Below are 17,219 nucleotides of genomic sequence, written 5' to 3'. Positions count from 1 at the left end.
CCTTATATTTAAAAATGAATGATCACCCGATCATTAGGCTGTCCCCAACATTTTCAACTGTCCATGCCAGCCTTCGTCTGCACCTCGACTATAGTATTCATCACTTAGATAAAAGTATAATTTGGCTGCTTCATCTTTAGCATTTTGCCGAATAATCTGGAGAAAGGCAGTACGAGCTTCCAAAAATCTTCCATCTCTGAAATAAGTTAGTCCTTGCTCAAACGTCTCTAATGTTCTTGCTTTTAAACGGCGTTGATCTTCCGCATCTCCATCATAGACCTCATATAGACGCATCGTATGTTCATCTACACTTGGCTGGATATCTCCTAGATCACGAATACCGTAATGATGCTTTTGTTCTAACGCTTCGTACACTTCAGCAGTGATTAAGATACTCACACCTAATTGCTGACTCAACCGCTCTAATTCAAAAACAGTATTTACATCTTCGGAAATAACTGCATTTGCCATTCGTTCTTCTTCACCCACTACACCCAATAATAGATTACCACGATGAATAACGATACCTACATCCAGAGTACGACCACCAACCGCTAATTGCTCTAGATTATATTCATTCAAGCGTCCACGAATCGATAAAGCTGCTTCCATTGCATCTTCTGTCCATCTAGGAAAAAGACTGAATAGACTGGCATCCGCATAATCGTTAATAATTCCACCAGCATGACGAATGCGGGGTCCTGCACTACCTAGAAATAGATTGATCAAATCGAAGATTTCGGTCGTCTCCATCCCTTTAGTATGCTGGTAAAAAGAACGAATACTGCATATCATCATACACATTTCTTTTTCTACTTGATTACCCAACGCTACTTCGGTCATATCTTTTTTACCAAGAAAGTCAAGAAAAGGCTTCGGTACAAAGCGATAATAGGAATGACTCAGTAACTGAATATTACTGATATATTGTTCAATCTGAGATGCCATCGTATTGAATTGATCTCCAAGTTCGTTGATCTCATCTCTTACACCTCCAATATGAACCCTCGTCCCCCAATGACCCGCTGCCATTTCAGCTGCACTAGCTCGTAGCTTACGAATCGAAGACATAATAAACATAGTTAATATTGAAAACAAAATAGCTGTGATCGGTGCTGATATCGCAATCAATTTGAACATTTGATTATAAAGGAGGTCTGTTTTGGCATGTAGACTTTCTGCAGATACGCCAATTTCATGCATACCAATAATATTGCGATTTTGATCGTAAATCGGTCCTACTGCTTCTAGCCAAGAGCCATCTCGATCCGTTTCTTCATTATAAATCGTTTCTCCTTGTAGTACTTTTTGATATTGATCGTTTAGAGCTACAGGATAAAAGGGACCTACAGGATCACCATAGTCTGTCAAAATATACAATTTACCTGCTCGATAAGTGTATAACTCGCTGTAGAATTCTTTCATTGTTGTATTATCTGTACCCGATAAGATGCGTTCGTTTTGCATACTCATGGCTAAGTAAGTCTGACTTTTAAAATCTTGTGGTTCTTGCAGAGCTTGCATCTCTGATAACGGTAGTTGATTGGTACTCAGGTAAATAGCTAGATTAAGCTTTTCCCGAATCTGCGACTGTAAATCTTGAGTAATTCGCTCTGTCACTTTACTGGAAAAATAATTAAGTAAAATGGTTAATACTATTAGAAAAGCAAGCAACTGCTTAATCAGAATTGAAACTTTACGGTTCATCATGTGAATATAAATATGCCTAACAATCCATAGAAGTGAAATTACAATCAGTAATGCACATAACCGTACTCCCCATAATTTCAGCAACATATATCCTGACATTTCAGGCTGGTAAATCACTCTTACGTTTTCTCCATTTTCATTGGCTTGAATCACCGCATCAACAGCACCGATAGTTACTGTCCCATCTCTACCTACGCCCATGCTACTAATGTCGTTAAGAACGGTATCATGACCAAATTCCTTTAATTGGGATTCATCCAACCAGACAGCAGGTATGTTTTGCTCTACATTTTTATTACCTATCGGAAAGCGGATAATTTTTTGCTGTCCTATATCGCCTACATATAATTGTTGATTCGAAGATACACCTATACGGTAAGGGTATTTACCTACTCCATCGCTTTGGGGTAATTTAATAATGTTAGAAGTTATTTTGGATAGATCATTAGAAGTGCCTACCTGGTAGACGGCTCCACTTTTACTTGTGAAATAAATATGACCAGATTGCCAACCAGATACGTTTTGAATTCCGATCGTTTGAGGAATTTTAATTTGAAGCACTTCTGTCATTGTATTATTTTTAAGCTCAAGCTGACGTAATAATAAGCCTATTTCATTCATTTCGTAAAAGTATAGACTATCGCCTGAGATCATCAGCGCAGTTAATTGACCTGCTGTATGTTCTAAAGGAGGATCATAAGTACGAGTATATAACGGCTCACCTTCTGGCTTACCACTAGGAGTATAACGAATAATATCTTCTGATTGTAAAAAGACTCGATTACGTGAAAAGTGGCTTCGAGATACATACATATTACCTTGCTCATCTATTGTAATTTTACGTAGTTGAGTAAATTCTTGTTCGTCCCTCAGTAGTACATTTCGTTGTAACCAATTATCATGGGCATCTACAATTAAGTCGATTTTCCCACTAGGATTCCATTCTAAAATACGTTGCTGTTTATCAAGTACATATGTGTTTCCTTCTTGATCGGTAACAACACTATTAATATTTTCAAGATCAATTCGATTTGAAAACAAAGGCAATTCTAGCAGATGCATGTAGGTGTACGTAATCAAACTACTCGTTAACAGGATCACACATAAACCTGTAAGTACAAGCCATCTGCGGATAGGATTCATCCTTATATCACTCCTATAAATGAAATAACCTCTTCAATTATATCCATCTGCTAACTTCTTATTGCCGATTATCACCTATTCATAGTACCATATAAAAAGGAAAATTTTACATCTAAAGGCATATCACTTTTTGAAAAAATAAAAATTTACTTAAATCAATAATGAATGTCTATTCTGATTGATCAGGAGGTCATATAATGAGTTTAGGTGTATGTCACGGTGCCACATTACAATGTTCATTCGGTGTCGCTCCTTCTGTTCTGAGTGTTATTCCTACCAGTGCTGTATTCGCCAATTCTATGCCGATGGCTACCATTATGGATAATAAACCGATTCTAAATATTGCGCCTTTTGCAATGTGTACCTCTCCTAGCAATCCTCAAGTCGCTGCCGCTACAGCTGCTGCATTGGGTGTTCTTACGCCTATGCCATGTATGCCAGTTATTTCAGTTCCGTGGTCTCCTGGCTCTCCTACTGTTCAAGTCGCTAATATGCCTGCTCTTAGCAATAATTCCAAATGTTTATGCAATTGGGGTGGAATGATCTCTATTATTCAACCTGCCCAAACCACAGTTATGATTCCATAAATAGGAGGTTGCGATATTGGAACTCTCTTTTGAACCTGTAAAAAAATGGACGAAAGAAACAGCAACTAAAACAGGGGAATGGGTAAAAGGCGCTTGGGAAAGTGATCCCCGCAGTATCCGTCAGTATACTAAGATTGGTCATTATTTTGTAAGTAAAAAATGGCTCTTAGCTGCTATTCTTCTACTTATTGTATTGATTCTATTATTAATCTTTTTCCCCTATAGCCGATTTGGACGTTGGCAAGATCTTTATGAAAATACCAATAAAGCCAAAACATTTACAGGCAATGCACAATTGTATGATAATCCTAAAAATAAAGAATTACTGTATCGCGGTGCATTTGTAGATGGACAATATGATGGCGATGGTAAGATTTTTTTAGATCAACAAGTCATTTACGATGGGCAATTTGTTAAAGGGCAAAAACAAGGGACAGGTAGTCAATTTAATGATCAAGGGAAGTTGATTTATAAAGGTCAATTTGCAGAAGGGCGTTATAGTGGTACAGGAATTCAATACTATGATGACGGTAGTATAAAATATGAAGGTACATTTATTAATCAATTACGTGATGGTACAGGGAAACTATACAATGATCGCTCTATGCTTATTTATGAAGGGCAATTCAACAATAACGTTTTTAATGGCACCGGCACTAAATATAACAACAACGGTAAAATGATCTATACTGGTGCTTTTCAAAATGGATTATATGATGGTGCTGGCGTTGATTACAATGATAAAGGAGTGGCTCTGTATAAAGGTAACTTTGCTCTTGGAAAACGTCAGGGACAAGGAATACTATATACCTCTCAAGGGATCAATTTATATGAAGGTACATTTCTTCAAGGTCAATATAATGGACAAGGAAAACTTAACAATTCACAAGGCGAAGCTTTGTATGAAGGGCAATTTCGTAATAACAAATACGATGGTATTGGTACTTTATATGGTAAAGATAAGCTGATTCGATACAAAGGTTTTTTTGCTAAAGGTCAAATCGATCCTAAACAATTTCTCGGACTTTCTCGTAAAGAAGTTCAAAATATACTAGGTGATCCAGCGACTATTCGTCCTATTTTGAAACAACCACAAGCAATCGGCACTACCAATGCTAATACTGTACCCGTAACACCCGCTGCAGGAACGATCCCACCTAGTATATCTAATGACACTTATGCAGCTATAACTACAGGAGGAACAGCAGCTCCGATTACACCCGAAGGGTTACTACCTGCTTATCTCGACTATCCAGATTTACATTTAATTTTTCAGATTGGTGTCAAAGGAACAAATGCAACAGTCTCTGCTGTCACACTCAATGATCCTGATATGGCAATGATATTGTATGAGAATAATGTAGATGAAGAAAATCGCAAACTTACCGATCGTCAAAGAACCCAAGATGTAAGCAAAAAATCCTTTTATTTTATAGAGGATGATATTATTTATGGTTTCCACTTTGGCGAAAAACAGAAAGAGCAGGAAGGCTTACAAAGTGCAGATGTTACACAAGTTCCACCAAATTCTTAAAATAGAGCTAAAAAATACGATTTGCACTACTCTATATTTGGGCTGTTCAAGCCTGCTTAAAGTATTTTTTGCATACAGCAGGCTTTTTAAGCTCGTATTATATCAACCCTCTCGTCTAAACTTCCACTGCTTTGACTGCCCACCACTGAATACGTAATGTAGCAGCGCCTGAAGGCACAAAAACTTTAGCTCCGATTCGAAATGTACCTTTTTCAGGATATTGAACTGTCCCTAATTTAACTTGTGGCAAAGAAGATTCATAAGGTGTATGATCAAATACGTCTTGATTTCCCGCAAAAATTTTACCAGCTTCTTCTTCCCACAGTCCAACAGTCAAATACACACTTCCTGCTCCCAAACCATGTTCAATTTCTTCTGAAACTACATTTTCTCCTTTAGAAAAAAGAACATTATGCGATCGATTACCGGAAAAAGCTAATTCAATCACACCTGAACGTACTTGTTGAACATTGTGTTCACTGGCACGATCCTGTAGGAATTCGGGTTCCTCTTCTTGATCTACATGAGGATCTATTTCCGAGACAGGAGATTCGAACGTTGGTAAAGGGACTGTATTGGCTTGTACAACTGGACTATCTAGTAATTCATTGGTGCCTTTTAGTAAACCCAAACGATATAAATCGGAGGTATTACGTACAAAGTCGCCAAAAGGAACAGGATCTACCTGATCAATAGAATACGTCGAGCGACTACGAATGAGACTAATTTTGGCAAGACAAATCATCGCAGGATGATTATCCAGTGCATCTTCTAGCGAACGTTCACTATAATTTTGCCATAATTTTTGATCAGGCTGTTCAATCACTTCAATTGGAAATTTGATTTCTTCTCGGATCGAAATAGCTTGTCCATCTACTCGAATCGTAGCATCAACGATTCGGATCATTGCTTGATCTCCATTTTTGCGAGCAATGAACTGACTATCAATTCGATACTCTTTGCGTATGCTATTACCAGAATCATTATAGGTTAATCGGTCACTTCCACTTTGAAGTTGCACTCCATCCGTTTCAAGTCTAGAGTCAAGAATAACTTGAGCTTCTGCATTGGCTTTTACTACATAAATATGCAAATCAAATGGAATCCCTGCTTGTACATATTTAGGTCCCTTCATAAACATTTTGACATACTCATCTTGATAAAAATGAACTCTTTGTTCCTTCAATTGCATAGTTCCGTACTGTTCAAATTCAGTTGGATCATCTTTAAGAACCAACTGATACGCTTCTTGTACACGATTATGCTCACTGAGTTCCCCTATACTTTCATTGTTACGTTCCAATGTATGTACAGGTTCTCGACCTCGTTCACTATATGCCAGACAAAGATACAATTCACGATTAGAATCATTTTGAGCAAATCCATCAAGTAATGATAATCGTGTGGTTATTGGCGCTGGTACAATAATTTCTCTGCCCAAGTTGTCTAATGCTGCTCCAGATTGAATTGATATAGTATGAAAATCAATTTTATCTACTTTCAACCCCGTAATAATACCTGAACCGAAAAGCAATCGGTTCATTAATCTACGTTTATCCATAACATAATTTTGCTCAGCTTCAAAATCCCTTACCGTTAGCAATTTGCCATAGAAATAACGATTACGCTCAAACGGATAGTATCTTGAATTCTGCATCATTACGCGCTCCTTTGTTGGCTCATTCATCAATGATTCAGTTGGATTACATTATTTAATCGGAATGGAAATACTGCTGCATCTTTTTCTTCACCTTCGGTTAATATCGTATCGTATGAAACAACAGATTGATTATCAATTGCTAATCGTGATGGAGAAGCTAAAATTGAATTCACTTCCAAATACGTATGTCCTCCGAGTCTTATTCTTGGTTCAAGTACAATCAGTTCAGCCTCTGTCATTGCAGGTTGATCCCGAGCAATCATACGCTGTATCATTTCTTTTTGCTGTTCAGATGCAATACTATGAGGGGGAAGGATAACAAGAAAGTGGTATGGCATATCTGTATACAAAATTGATAATGCTTTTTCCCAATCAGGATCATGTAATAAATGTTTATATTGAAAGTGTTCTAAAATATGGGGCGTATATCCAATCAATAGCTTGACCATTTGTTGCATTGCTTGGCGTGTTCCACGAATTTGATACAACTTGGGAGCGATTTGAATATAAGCGCGTAATCGTTCATCTGACCAACTATCATCTGCTACAATGTCCAGCCAACTAGCAAGCCATTTTAAAAATGCACCATCCACTTGTTCTGAATCAAAAACAGCCGAAATCCCTGCAATTTGCTCATGATGTTGCCTTAAAAAATGACCAAATAATGAAATGAAGCGTTCTAAAAAAGAGTCTGGCGGACCTTCTTGATAAATAGAAGGTAGATAAGAAAGTAACGACGATCTTGGATAAAATAACTGTAATTTTGTTATCAAAGGCGACTGACTTCCACTACCTACTAGTTCTATAGCTATCCATAAATATCTCCCTTTAGCTGATGTAAAAAAAGCATTGTGCGGATTAGGTGGTAATACTGTCCAATGCTCTTGTATATACTTTAACTTTTGAGAAGTAGGAATATGTTCACTTCGGAGCCATTCATCAAAATCATAAGATTTATTTTGCCAGAGAAATCTTTTGTGATCTGAAGCAGTATAACGAACAATCACTCTCGTCTCTGCAGGAATTTGCGCTTCAAGCACCATATTATGCCATACTGTAGCTTCATTCCCGCTATCTGCTGAAGGTAAAATAAGTGTTCCTCTAGGCAGCCCTCCATATTCAGGAGCTGTACGTGTATTTCTTTTCTTTTCCAAAATGGTGACTGAAGCATTTTGTTGATTATAGATCAGAATCTGACCGTATTGACCATAAAACATCTTATCTAATCTGTCATTGTAGCCTGCTACTCGCTCGACAAATCCATTGGTTAGAACAGCTAAAATGAAAGGATTCTTTTCACTCTCGGGTGTATTCCAATAATAAGCGCCTATATATAATGTTCCATCAACATCTGCTAAAATATGCCCTGTCAGTCCAAATGATACAATCGAGACTCCTTCCAATTTACCTTGTTGATCTAATTTCCAAATGGTTCGTGTCTGAGATTCTGTGATATAAATAAATCCGTTTGCTGCGGCTATTTGCCAGTTGTACGTAGAACTAGGATTGATCTCTTCTATTTGGTTTTGCCAGAGTATAGGTAAACAGAGCACCTGTTGTAATATTCCACGTTGGTTATAACAATGAATCTCATATCTTTGTACATAGACTGGCGGTATTTCTGAAATTGCATTTTTATTTGAATAATCTTCTTCAACATAACGAACAAATTGAAATAGATTATGCTGTTCATCATGTGTAAATGCGAGTACTTCGCCGGATTGCCCTTCTTTGTCTGTACGACTTTCCATACTCCATATCTGTTGTCCATTGCGAATAGAATAAGCTGAAGTAGTTAAACTTGTTCCATTCTTTTGAGCAATAATCCAACGATCTGATTGGCCTGACAATTGTGCATCTACACTAAACATCTGGTGTCCTACAGGAAACAATGGTTCCAATGATTGAGTAGCAGGGTCCAATAACAGTAATGAACCTTTCGTGTCTAATAGATATAGTTTCCCTTCTCCATTAGATGCTAAATCTGCAATAGGAATATGAAGAGGAATAAAGAAATGCCCATCTATGTTATATTTTAATTCTTTTTGCAAATGAACACCGGCATCACCAATCTGTATATTAATCGCTGTTCCAGCTTCCCAATCAGCAGGTTTATTTAGCGATAAATGAGGGATTCTTAACATTAATGTCCTCTCCTCTCCATTCCTTTGACAAACTTAGCGAATTTCATTAGGTGTAAATAACTCAATGTTATAATCTCCACCTGCTGCTAACCCATTAGGAGGAATACTTACATTTCCGCTCTCATCTCTCTTAGCACCTGTACCTTCCACATGAATCCATACATCCTGAACATAAATCACGCCCGGTACACGAGATAAAAGATTATGCAATTGACTACTACGAATACTTTTTCCAAATTCACCTTGTTGACGCAAAGGATCAAAATATTTCTCTAATACATCGGTAAATAATGATATTTTATTTTTGCAATAAGGCTCTACTACTAATTGAGCTTGTATATTAACTGTCATATATTGAGGTCCAATAACATGAAGTTGTGTACCTAATAAGCGATATTGCTCCATATGTTGTTTGACCGCATGGAGATAAGCTGGACTTGGTTCGGGTCTACCTTTTCCATAAGGAACAACAACTAAAGTGATTTGACCTGCTGCTTTACGATTAGGATAGTCTACAAGTCCGCTAACATATAGAGGTAACGCTTTGACACTTGCTACTCGTAACCCTGGTGTACGTAAAGCAATCTGTTCATAATCTGAAGCTGTAACTGCACGGTTTATTTGGTGCAAATCAGATGATAATCTCCGCTTCGCCTGATCTAAAGTCTCTGCATCTTGTCCTCCGTATCCATGTCTGTAATTAGTCGCTTGTAGAGAAGAAGATTCCACTTGAGGTAACAACGTAAGCGTATTATTTTTGATATTGCCACGCTCTCCACCACCTGATGTATAAGCAATTAAACAGATATTGTTTGTAGGCGCTGGAGCAGGAATCATCCCTTTCTCATTATCTCCAAATCGAATTTCACCGTTATACTCATCGTATTGAAAGTGACGATCTTCTGAACCCGAACTATCCAGATCCTCAACTTGTTGCCAATGATGCCATACCATTTCGTTCGATGATGGGTCACTAGTACCCACCTGAATTCGAAGATGAGCCAGTTTTTCTCCCGGAGAAGCAACGCGATAATGTTGGACAGGCATTCCGTTACTTTGACCGATATAACGTCGTTCTCGAAAAGAAGGTTCCCATGCAATCAACATTATTTTACGTTTGCCTATAGATGGAACCTTTCCTTTATTCCCATCGCCAAAATGAATACATACACTGCCATCTTGCATTTTTTTCACTACATAACAACGTTCTTCCGAATGAGCATGTTCCATATCATCAATTCTATGCCAGATATGCCAGCCATTTTGTTCACGAATACGTACTTCAATTTCATCTTCTTGTGCTAAGCGATGAAGCCATTGTACTTTAGCTCCAATAGACCCATCATAATCAAAACGTTCTAAGGCTATCGCTGTATGACCTTCTCTAGCTTGAATTGTATTTAACAATAAGTGTTTTAATATAGGCGGCGTTTCGTAGCCCGATTGATGTAATACACAACGTATCCAATAACGCGGTGTATCCACCGCTGGATAGACCGCATGAGCGACCATAGGCTCTGTGAGTTGAAAATAGAGACTACCGTCAAAAGTAAGTTCCCTTGTATAGTCTGCTAGAATCGTTAATGGGTTCCATCCATACTGACCTTCACTCCACTCTCCAAAATAAGACCATTCTAATTGAACAGGAGGTTTAATATGCTCCTGATCTTGATTTACAGTATTCCTTGAAAATTGAGCATCTTCTACAAGATCAAAAGTGATATGCAACGGTATATCTGAAGGTAAAGCTGAATCAAGTCCAATATAAAATCGACTATCTTGTTTGGCTTCGTTACCAAACAAATAAAATTCAGGAGAATGTATCCCTTCCCATGCATGCATCGTGGAGTCTGCATCTTCTTGTACAACAACACGTTCAATCTTCTGCGGCAACAAGTAAAGATTTTGCGTTGTCTCAAAATCAATACGATCTGCTGATAGTATCGTTCCTTCCGGTAACCATCTAGACCGCTCTACTCCAGAAACCTGAATTTCTGCATATGCTTGCTTAGTAGGCTCAGGAATAACACCTAATAATTTAAGGAATTTGAATTCATTACGTGCTGTAACTCGATTGATATAGTACTGTTGTGCTTCAGTAATATAAGCAAATAATTCGATCATAGTGATTCCAGGATCATGTGTATTCTCATCGGTCCAACCAGGGTCAAGACGATGGATAGACTGTCTCGCACGATCTAAAATCTCTTGATATGTTCGGTCATCCAAATTCAGATTAGGTAGCATGATATCCTCCTTTGATCTCTTTATTTACTCCAATCCGTATGCACACTCAAATTATGCTTTCCACCATGAACAATGCTATGGTCAATCATTGCAGCTTGTTGTGCTGTTAATTCTTTACGATGATCTGAAGTTCGCTGAAAAATCTCAATCGTTAGCTTGTTGACATATTTAACACCTGAAACGGATTGTAACAATGGATAAAATACAGATGGCTGTGGTTGCTCTCCGATATCCCAGCCTTGACCATCATGCTGTCCAGTAATTGCATTTAAAAATCGATCCAACCTATTTATACATTCTTCTTCCACTGGAACCAAATCTTCCATGCTACGCACATATACTTCTGCTGTAACATCAATCTCAAGATATATCGGTTCAATAATAAATAAAGATTCTGGAAAAATCATAGCCGACATTCGAGGAATCATGTGCTGACGTACACGTTTGCGTAACTCAGGAAAATAGCGTCTACCCCAATCAGCATCTTTGACCATAATGACAAGTGTAATACTACCTGCTTCTCGAACTAGCTGTGCATTTCGACCGGAGAAACATTTCACTTTGGCAACATGTGCATCTGCTTCATAAGCGAGTGATTCATAATCTTCTATCGTCACTGCACGATTACGATGTTTTAACTGTGCGGGTCCACGTTGAACAGCTTCAATAGTCTGCTCACGATCATGACCTCCATAAGCGGGTAAAGGATTCCACACTTTATCAATAAATGCTTTGGCATAACGCAAACGGTTAATTGTATTCTGTTCTACATTGCCTAGATCACCTGCTGATAAGCGATAATTCACTTTAATTCTACCCGTTCCTACCGTTGTCGGTACTTTACCGTATCGACCATTACCAAAATAAACTTCGCCCTGTGCGCGATCAATTCGGTAGTGGCGATCCAATGCTCCAGAACCTTGGAGACTTACAACAGCTTTCCATTTACGCCAGACTTGTTGAGAACCGTCAGGTAAAATCACACTTTGGATATCATCAGGTTCTTCTTGCTGTACTCGAAGCCATTCATTATGTTCTTGCAAATGGGTTTCATTTACCCACACCTCTTCTGCATGTACAGGCGTGCGTAACAATTTAAAATATACACCCTCTACTCCTTGAGTAACATCTGGTTTTTCCTCTGTAATACTCTGTTGCTGAATCGCTGGTACTGTATTCCAGTGAATACTTTTCACAACAGGATAGGGTATATTCTTTTGCCCGAATCGACGTTGACGATCTACAAGACGAATCCAATAACCTTTTTGTCCAAAACGAGAATACCTGCCGAAATCGTTGGGAGCAGACCATTGTATACCTCCGCTTCCTGTTAAACCTTCAGTAAAATCATATATTTCTAATGCCGCCCATCCCTGATGTCCTTGATGATCTTGCCAATATTCCCAATCAATCGTTACAGGATCATTATTCATCAATTCACTTAGGGGCTCTAACTCTATATACATATGAAGAGGCCCGCCTGAAGGTGCTTGGTCAAATACGATATAACAAGCAGGCTGGGTGTGGTCTAATACTTCAAAAGGAAAAAAATTAGTAGGGATCGTACTATTCCATGTTTTACTTTCACCATGATTAGCAGCTATACACTGTTGAACAGGAAAAGAATCACGGTAGCTATATTGAAGTCGCAATTGTTGTATCCATGGCGAGCGATAAATAGCATACGGTGCATACGCATTATCTAATTCAATAATACGCGCGCGAATCCAATATCCTTCTAATCCATTGACCATGGTCGGGACAAGATCAGCAGGACACTCGAATTCCCACTTTTGGTCATGCAGATGTTCAGGCTGTCCATCCAATTCTATAGAAGAAGCTTTTGTCGTTACTGAATTTATTTGCCCGCGTTCACTACGAGTAGTTGTTATTATGTCTGGTGCACGAAATTGATAGTCCATCTCACGCGCTGTATTTATAAGCCGTACCCAGGACTGACCATTCCAATATTCCCAGATCACCCGTTCGATACAGGCATAGACTGCATGACGTGTATCAAATTCTGAAGTACGCATGACTGGACGCCAGCGTGGTTCTATATCCGGTTCTGGCAGCGCTCTTTGATTGACAAAGCCACTTTGATAACGCAGAGTGATCCAACTACCAGATTTGCTAAAGATCTCAGTTGATTCCATATAAAAACAACCATATGTATAAAACAATTTACCAAATGGATAAAATTGCTCTTGATCCAATTCTTGATCGTCCAAAAATAAACGTGTTGGGGCAATACCAATTTCGTCTATACGTTGTCCTCCCCCTAAAAGTGGTTGCATTACGGGTCTGATGGTAAGACGATTCAATCGTATTGTAGATAACCATTGAAGATCTTCTTGTGATATAGAAGATGGATGATTTTGTTCTAAAGAATGTACAATACGGCAACGTATCCATAGTTGTTCATTCCCTTCGATCAAACAACGTTCTAGACGCGACCCTGCGGCTTTACTCAAACGTATTTTTCCTTTTACTGCTTGTACATGATTAAATACTTTCCACTGACCTTGAGACCAATATGTCCATTCTGCATAGGCAGGATCGGCTAATAAACGGCACCAATCTGTGGCTGCATACGCAGGTTCCAACCAGGGAATCCATTCAATTCGAGTAGCTCCTTCTAAATAATCCAGTATCGGATGAGCAGTATATAAGATATGTTCCTGAATATTCTCGTCACTGTTATTAGCATCAAACAAACGATAAGGGATAGACACGTCTTTTGAGATCTTGGAGTCTTTTGTCAGTAATGATTGACCTATGGGAACAATATGATCGCGTTGACCATCGACTTGATAGATTCCTATCATTTGAGCCGTTGTGACTAACATAGACGATGTCGTTTCAAAAGTAACTTCTTGACCTTCAGACTCTGCCAGTACAGGTGTGCGTGCTGGAATAAATACAGGCTGGGTTGATCCTTGACTTAATTGAAATGTTAAGCAGGCAGAAGCTGCGCGCGAATGAATAGGTTCAACACCGATTAGATTGAGAAAAGAGAGGTAGTTATTCAAAGGAGCTTGATTGAGTCGCTTAATATTTTCAAGCAACATATCAGCAAAAATATAAAAAAGAGTAGTTCCTGCGTCAGGATCATCTGGTGTAAATCGCCATTCTGGTGTATAAAAAGGAACCAATTCCTTCATCTCACGTACCAAGTCAGCAAGCTCCCTTGAATCGATCGCTGGTGAAGCTAGATTGCTGATCTGTTCCCATGATAAGCCCATCTCTCAATCCTCCTTTTTAAATAGTTATGTATTGTCTCAACCTGTTCCTTCATAGATATAAAACGGATAAACTTGATTGGTTACATGATTAGTAGAGCGCTCACGGTACTCAACTTCTAGTTGAACTAAACCATTCTCCTGTTGATCTGATAATGCAGTCACTCTTACAGCAGTGACTCTCGGCTCCCAACGTTCAATGGCATCTTTCACACTACTTGCCATCAGATGAAGTGTTGTTACATCAATCGAATCAAATTGATAGCGGCGAATACGACAACCATAATCAGGATTCATAACTCGTTCGCCTGGAGAAGTACGAATCAGAATACGAATAGCTTCACGAATATCATCGCTGTACTCTGACATTTTTATTTTGCCTGTTGCAGTATCCACTTGAATGGGAAAAGACCAGCCTCTACCTAGAAAATCACGATTCATATGTCTCCCTCCTAAATATGAAAGTCAGCAAGGTTATCACGTTCAATCTTATTTCGATTACTTTCAAATAGAGTTTAATTGACTTTGACTAATGTTCCTTTAATTGAGACAATAGCATCTGACTTGATCGTAAGCGGGCCGGATGATTTGAGATCTAGTGTTCCTTTCGCCTCCAAAGAAATCTGTGATGAACTGATACTTACAGATTTGTTACTAGTCAGTGTAATATCTCCTTGATCATTAAGAGTGATTTTGGTATCTCCGCTTACAATCGTAACCGCGCCAGAGGTGCCTCCAGCTAATGTGATTTTGTGTTTAGCAGCTGCATCAGTAAATTCTACTGTATTTTCGCCATCATCCATTGCGATTTGATGCCCTTTAGCACTTTTAAATGTCATTTTCCCTTTATCTTGAGCTTCATCAAAAGTAATTTCATGGCCCCCTTTTGTTTTTATTTTTTTACGGTTATTCTCATCTTCCATTGGTTCCGGTACAGCTAATTTACTCCACAACAATCCGATAACATAAGGACGGGTGATATCTCCCAAATGAAAAGCAACAAGCACCTCATCATCTACTTCTGGAATAAATAAGCTTCCTCTTGCACTGCCTGCCATCGAACTGGCGACTCGTACCCAATCCGTTTCAAAATCACCATGATGCATCTCTAACATCAGTTTGACACGAGCTAGCTTTTCAGGATCTGTATTGTTAGTTACCTTACCAATAGTCACACCAGAAATTCGTGCGTCTTGTCGTCGACGTGAATCATAATAGGAATCTGGAAAAATCATATTGCATTCCCCTTTGTTTCGAATTGAATAATATATCCGTTATCATCAATCGTATGATTCACTTCACTGAGATACGTGACACTTCCCGCTCGCTTACCTACACCTTCAAATGCAATATAAAGTCCAGCACGTAGATCAGGAATACCGATACACTCCCCATAACCATGAAGCAATTCCATGGAGCGAGATTGCATAATACCATCTGCAACACTTTGAACATCTGTTTGTGATTCTCCATCCATATCTACATATTCTTCATAAGTTCCTAATGCAGCCACAATTTGACTTCCCGTTTGTGTACCGCTACCTATTTTAACTATGGTATAACTAGAAGAAGCTATCAACTCACGATTCAGCTGATCCCAACTACGTACATTTATTCCACTTAATTGAGAAGCAATATTCATTTCTAATCGTAAAGATAGTAGCCCCTGACCCCATGTTAGTGTTATAAATGGTGTTTTACGTTCAACTACTTTGCGAAAATAAATAGACTTTCCTGCAATCAGTAATTGACGATTGCTGCGTTGAGCCAATTCACGTAGAAATAGATAATCTGCTTGTTTATTTTGATAAATATTTTCGATTATCGTATCTGTTGTATCTATAAATAATTGACTTGAATAAGAGGAAGCAACATCTTGTACTACTTCACTATGCTTTTTCTTTTGCCATACTTTTTCACTATAGGTTTTCATCATGAGAAAAGTCATGTCCATACAACGAACTGTCATTAATGGCTCACTATCGCTTGGAAATTCGTAAGTAACTGATACGATATAACCGATAAAAACAGTCTTTAGCTGATTACCATATCCCATATCAATCTCTATGGTCTGCGCCAATTCGAAAGAAGATTCATATGTAAATTCAGTCTGCTGAGAATCAAATCCCTCTTCGATACTGAAAGAAGCTGAATCTGCCATTGGCTCTGTTGTTGTATATACAGACAAATGTTGTATAGGAAGTGTATCAGTATCGAAGGTTTGACCTCCGCATGTTATTTTGAATCGTGGAGCCAAAAATTCATCATAACTTTTGTATAACGTTTCGTAATCCATAGGTGAATCTGCTAATGTAATAGTTCCCATTTATTTTTTCCCCGGTACATTGAACATTACATTAGTCATATCTTGTAGAGGATCATCTATTCCGCTCGCTTGAGCGATTGGCCGCCACTCGGTAGGGTCATTGTATTGTTTATTAGCAGCTTCACTTAAAGACTCGCCCTGCCCAGCTACAATTTGTCCAGATGCTTGAGTCGAACTACTAGTCGATGTAGTTGCTGTTGATTCATCACGTTGATCAAATGTGACACCTACTCTAGCACGTAAAGGAATACCATTTTCCATAAAAAGAGTGAACTTTTGAGATTTGATTTCCATATACCCTGCATATTGAAAAGTTCCCCAAGCAAAAGTATATTTGCGCGGACGCTTTTTCTGAGTATCCTCTTGCAGCAAATTGTTTAATTGATTAATATACATTCTTACATCGCTACCTTCTATCGAGGTATCGAAAAAAAGTTCCATATTCAAATTTCCTGATACTTTAGGTAAATATTGATTAGGTGTACCATTATTATCGTCTGTCCAACCCATATTAGACTGGATAGAATACTCGGTCGGATTAAATAGTACATGAACAGTAGAAGAGGAATCATCCTCTGGTACAATACGTGCTTTTTCCAAAGCCATTACTGTTCCTCCTTCATCTA

The 17,219-nt window shown here is 38.4% G+C and carries 11 protein-coding genes; 2 read left to right on the top strand and 9 right to left on the bottom strand.

Features of this window, described 5'->3' with window-relative positions; all coding sequences use genetic code 11:
- Positions 1–33 precede the first annotated feature (33 nt).
- On the bottom strand, positions 34–2,853 hold the full coding sequence (locus ACFSGI_RS21320) for a HAMP domain-containing protein (RefSeq protein WP_204826210.1): 2,820 nt from the start codon (positions 2,851–2,853) through the stop codon (positions 34–36).
- A 197-nt stretch (positions 2,854–3,050) separates the two neighbouring features.
- On the opposite strand from ACFSGI_RS21320, the gene ACFSGI_RS21315 reads away from it, so the two are divergent.
- On the top strand, positions 3,051–3,440 hold the full coding sequence (locus ACFSGI_RS21315; protein ID WP_204826209.1) for a DUF4280 domain-containing protein: 390 nt from the start codon (positions 3,051–3,053) through the stop codon (positions 3,438–3,440).
- Positions 3,441–3,456: 16 nt separating this feature from the next.
- On the top strand, positions 3,457–4,974 hold the full coding sequence (locus ACFSGI_RS21310) for a hypothetical protein (protein ID WP_204826208.1): 1,518 nt from the start codon (positions 3,457–3,459) through the stop codon (positions 4,972–4,974).
- Between the two features lie 115 nt (positions 4,975–5,089).
- On the opposite strand, the gene ACFSGI_RS21305 is transcribed toward ACFSGI_RS21310, so the two are convergent.
- The 8 genes from ACFSGI_RS21305 to ACFSGI_RS21270 form a co-directional block, all read right to left on the bottom strand.
- The gene (locus ACFSGI_RS21305; protein WP_204826207.1) at positions 5,090–6,631 is read right to left on the bottom strand and encodes a hypothetical protein; all 1,542 of its coding nucleotides are present in this window, start codon (positions 6,629–6,631) and stop codon (positions 5,090–5,092) included.
- Positions 6,632–6,660: 29 nt separating this feature from the next.
- Positions 6,661–8,778 carry a phage tail protein gene (locus ACFSGI_RS21300; protein ID WP_204826206.1) on the bottom strand — a complete coding sequence of 706 codons (2,118 nt, stop codon included), beginning with the start codon at positions 8,776–8,778 and terminating at the stop codon, positions 6,661–6,663.
- Between the two features lie 33 nt (positions 8,779–8,811).
- A complete protein-coding gene (locus tag ACFSGI_RS21295) occupies positions 8,812–11,025 on the bottom strand; it encodes a putative baseplate assembly protein (RefSeq protein WP_204826205.1) in 2,214 nt (737 codons plus the stop codon).
- A gap of 20 nt (positions 11,026–11,045) precedes the next feature.
- On the bottom strand, positions 11,046–14,270 hold the full coding sequence (locus ACFSGI_RS21290; RefSeq protein ID WP_204826204.1) for a putative baseplate assembly protein: 3,225 nt from the start codon (positions 14,268–14,270) through the stop codon (positions 11,046–11,048).
- Between the two features lie 36 nt (positions 14,271–14,306).
- Positions 14,307–14,708 carry a GPW/gp25 family protein gene (locus tag ACFSGI_RS21285; protein ID WP_204826203.1) on the bottom strand — a complete coding sequence of 134 codons (402 nt, stop codon included), beginning with the start codon at positions 14,706–14,708 and terminating at the stop codon, positions 14,307–14,309.
- A gap of 74 nt (positions 14,709–14,782) precedes the next feature.
- The gene (locus ACFSGI_RS21280; RefSeq protein ID WP_204826202.1) at positions 14,783–15,502 is read right to left on the bottom strand and encodes a phage baseplate assembly protein V; all 720 of its coding nucleotides are present in this window, start codon (positions 15,500–15,502) and stop codon (positions 14,783–14,785) included.
- A complete protein-coding gene (locus ACFSGI_RS21275) occupies positions 15,499–16,593 on the bottom strand; it encodes a phage late control D family protein (RefSeq protein WP_204826201.1) in 1,095 nt (364 codons plus the stop codon). The genes ACFSGI_RS21280 and ACFSGI_RS21275 overlap by 4 nt, the downstream gene beginning before the upstream one ends.
- A complete protein-coding gene (locus ACFSGI_RS21270) occupies positions 16,594–17,199 on the bottom strand; it encodes a CIS tube protein (RefSeq protein ID WP_204826200.1) in 606 nt (201 codons plus the stop codon).
- Positions 17,200–17,219 lie beyond the last annotated feature (20 nt).

Origin of the sequence: Paenibacillus nicotianae (assembly GCF_042681745.1) — a bacterium.
Lineage (GTDB): Bacteria > Bacillota > Bacilli > Paenibacillales > Paenibacillaceae > Saccharibacillus > Saccharibacillus nicotianae.
This window is presented reverse-complemented; position numbering and strand designations above follow the sequence as displayed.

What these genes read in the sequence shown, in the direction of transcription:
- ACFSGI_RS21295 (WP_204826205.1), bottom strand. Translation starts at nt 11,025, where the DNA reads ATGCTACCTAATCTGAATTTGGATGACCGAACATATCAAGAGATTTTA.
- ACFSGI_RS21275 (WP_204826201.1), bottom strand. Translation starts at nt 16,593, where the DNA reads ATGGGAACTATTACATTAGCAGATTCACCTATGGATTACGAAACGTTA.
- ACFSGI_RS21320 (WP_204826210.1), bottom strand. Translation starts at nt 2,853, where the DNA reads ATGAATCCTATCCGCAGATGGCTTGTACTTACAGGTTTATGTGTGATC.
- ACFSGI_RS21305 (WP_204826207.1), bottom strand. Translation starts at nt 6,631, where the DNA reads ATGCAGAATTCAAGATACTATCCGTTTGAGCGTAATCGTTATTTCTAT.
- ACFSGI_RS21285 (WP_204826203.1), bottom strand. Translation starts at nt 14,708, where the DNA reads ATGAATCGTGATTTTCTAGGTAGAGGCTGGTCTTTTCCCATTCAAGTG.
- ACFSGI_RS21270 (WP_204826200.1), bottom strand. Translation starts at nt 17,199, where the DNA reads ATGGCTTTGGAAAAAGCACGTATTGTACCAGAGGATGATTCCTCTTCT.
- ACFSGI_RS21280 (WP_204826202.1), bottom strand. Translation starts at nt 15,502, where the DNA reads ATGATTTTTCCAGATTCCTATTATGATTCACGTCGACGACAAGACGCA.
- ACFSGI_RS21300 (WP_204826206.1), bottom strand. Translation starts at nt 8,778, where the DNA reads ATGTTAAGAATCCCTCATTTATCGCTAAATAAACCTGCTGATTGGGAA.
- ACFSGI_RS21290 (WP_204826204.1), bottom strand. Translation starts at nt 14,270, where the DNA reads ATGGGCTTATCATGGGAACAGATCAGCAATCTAGCTTCACCAGCGATC.
- ACFSGI_RS21315 (WP_204826209.1), top strand. Translation starts at nt 3,051, where the DNA reads ATGAGTTTAGGTGTATGTCACGGTGCCACATTACAATGTTCATTCGGT.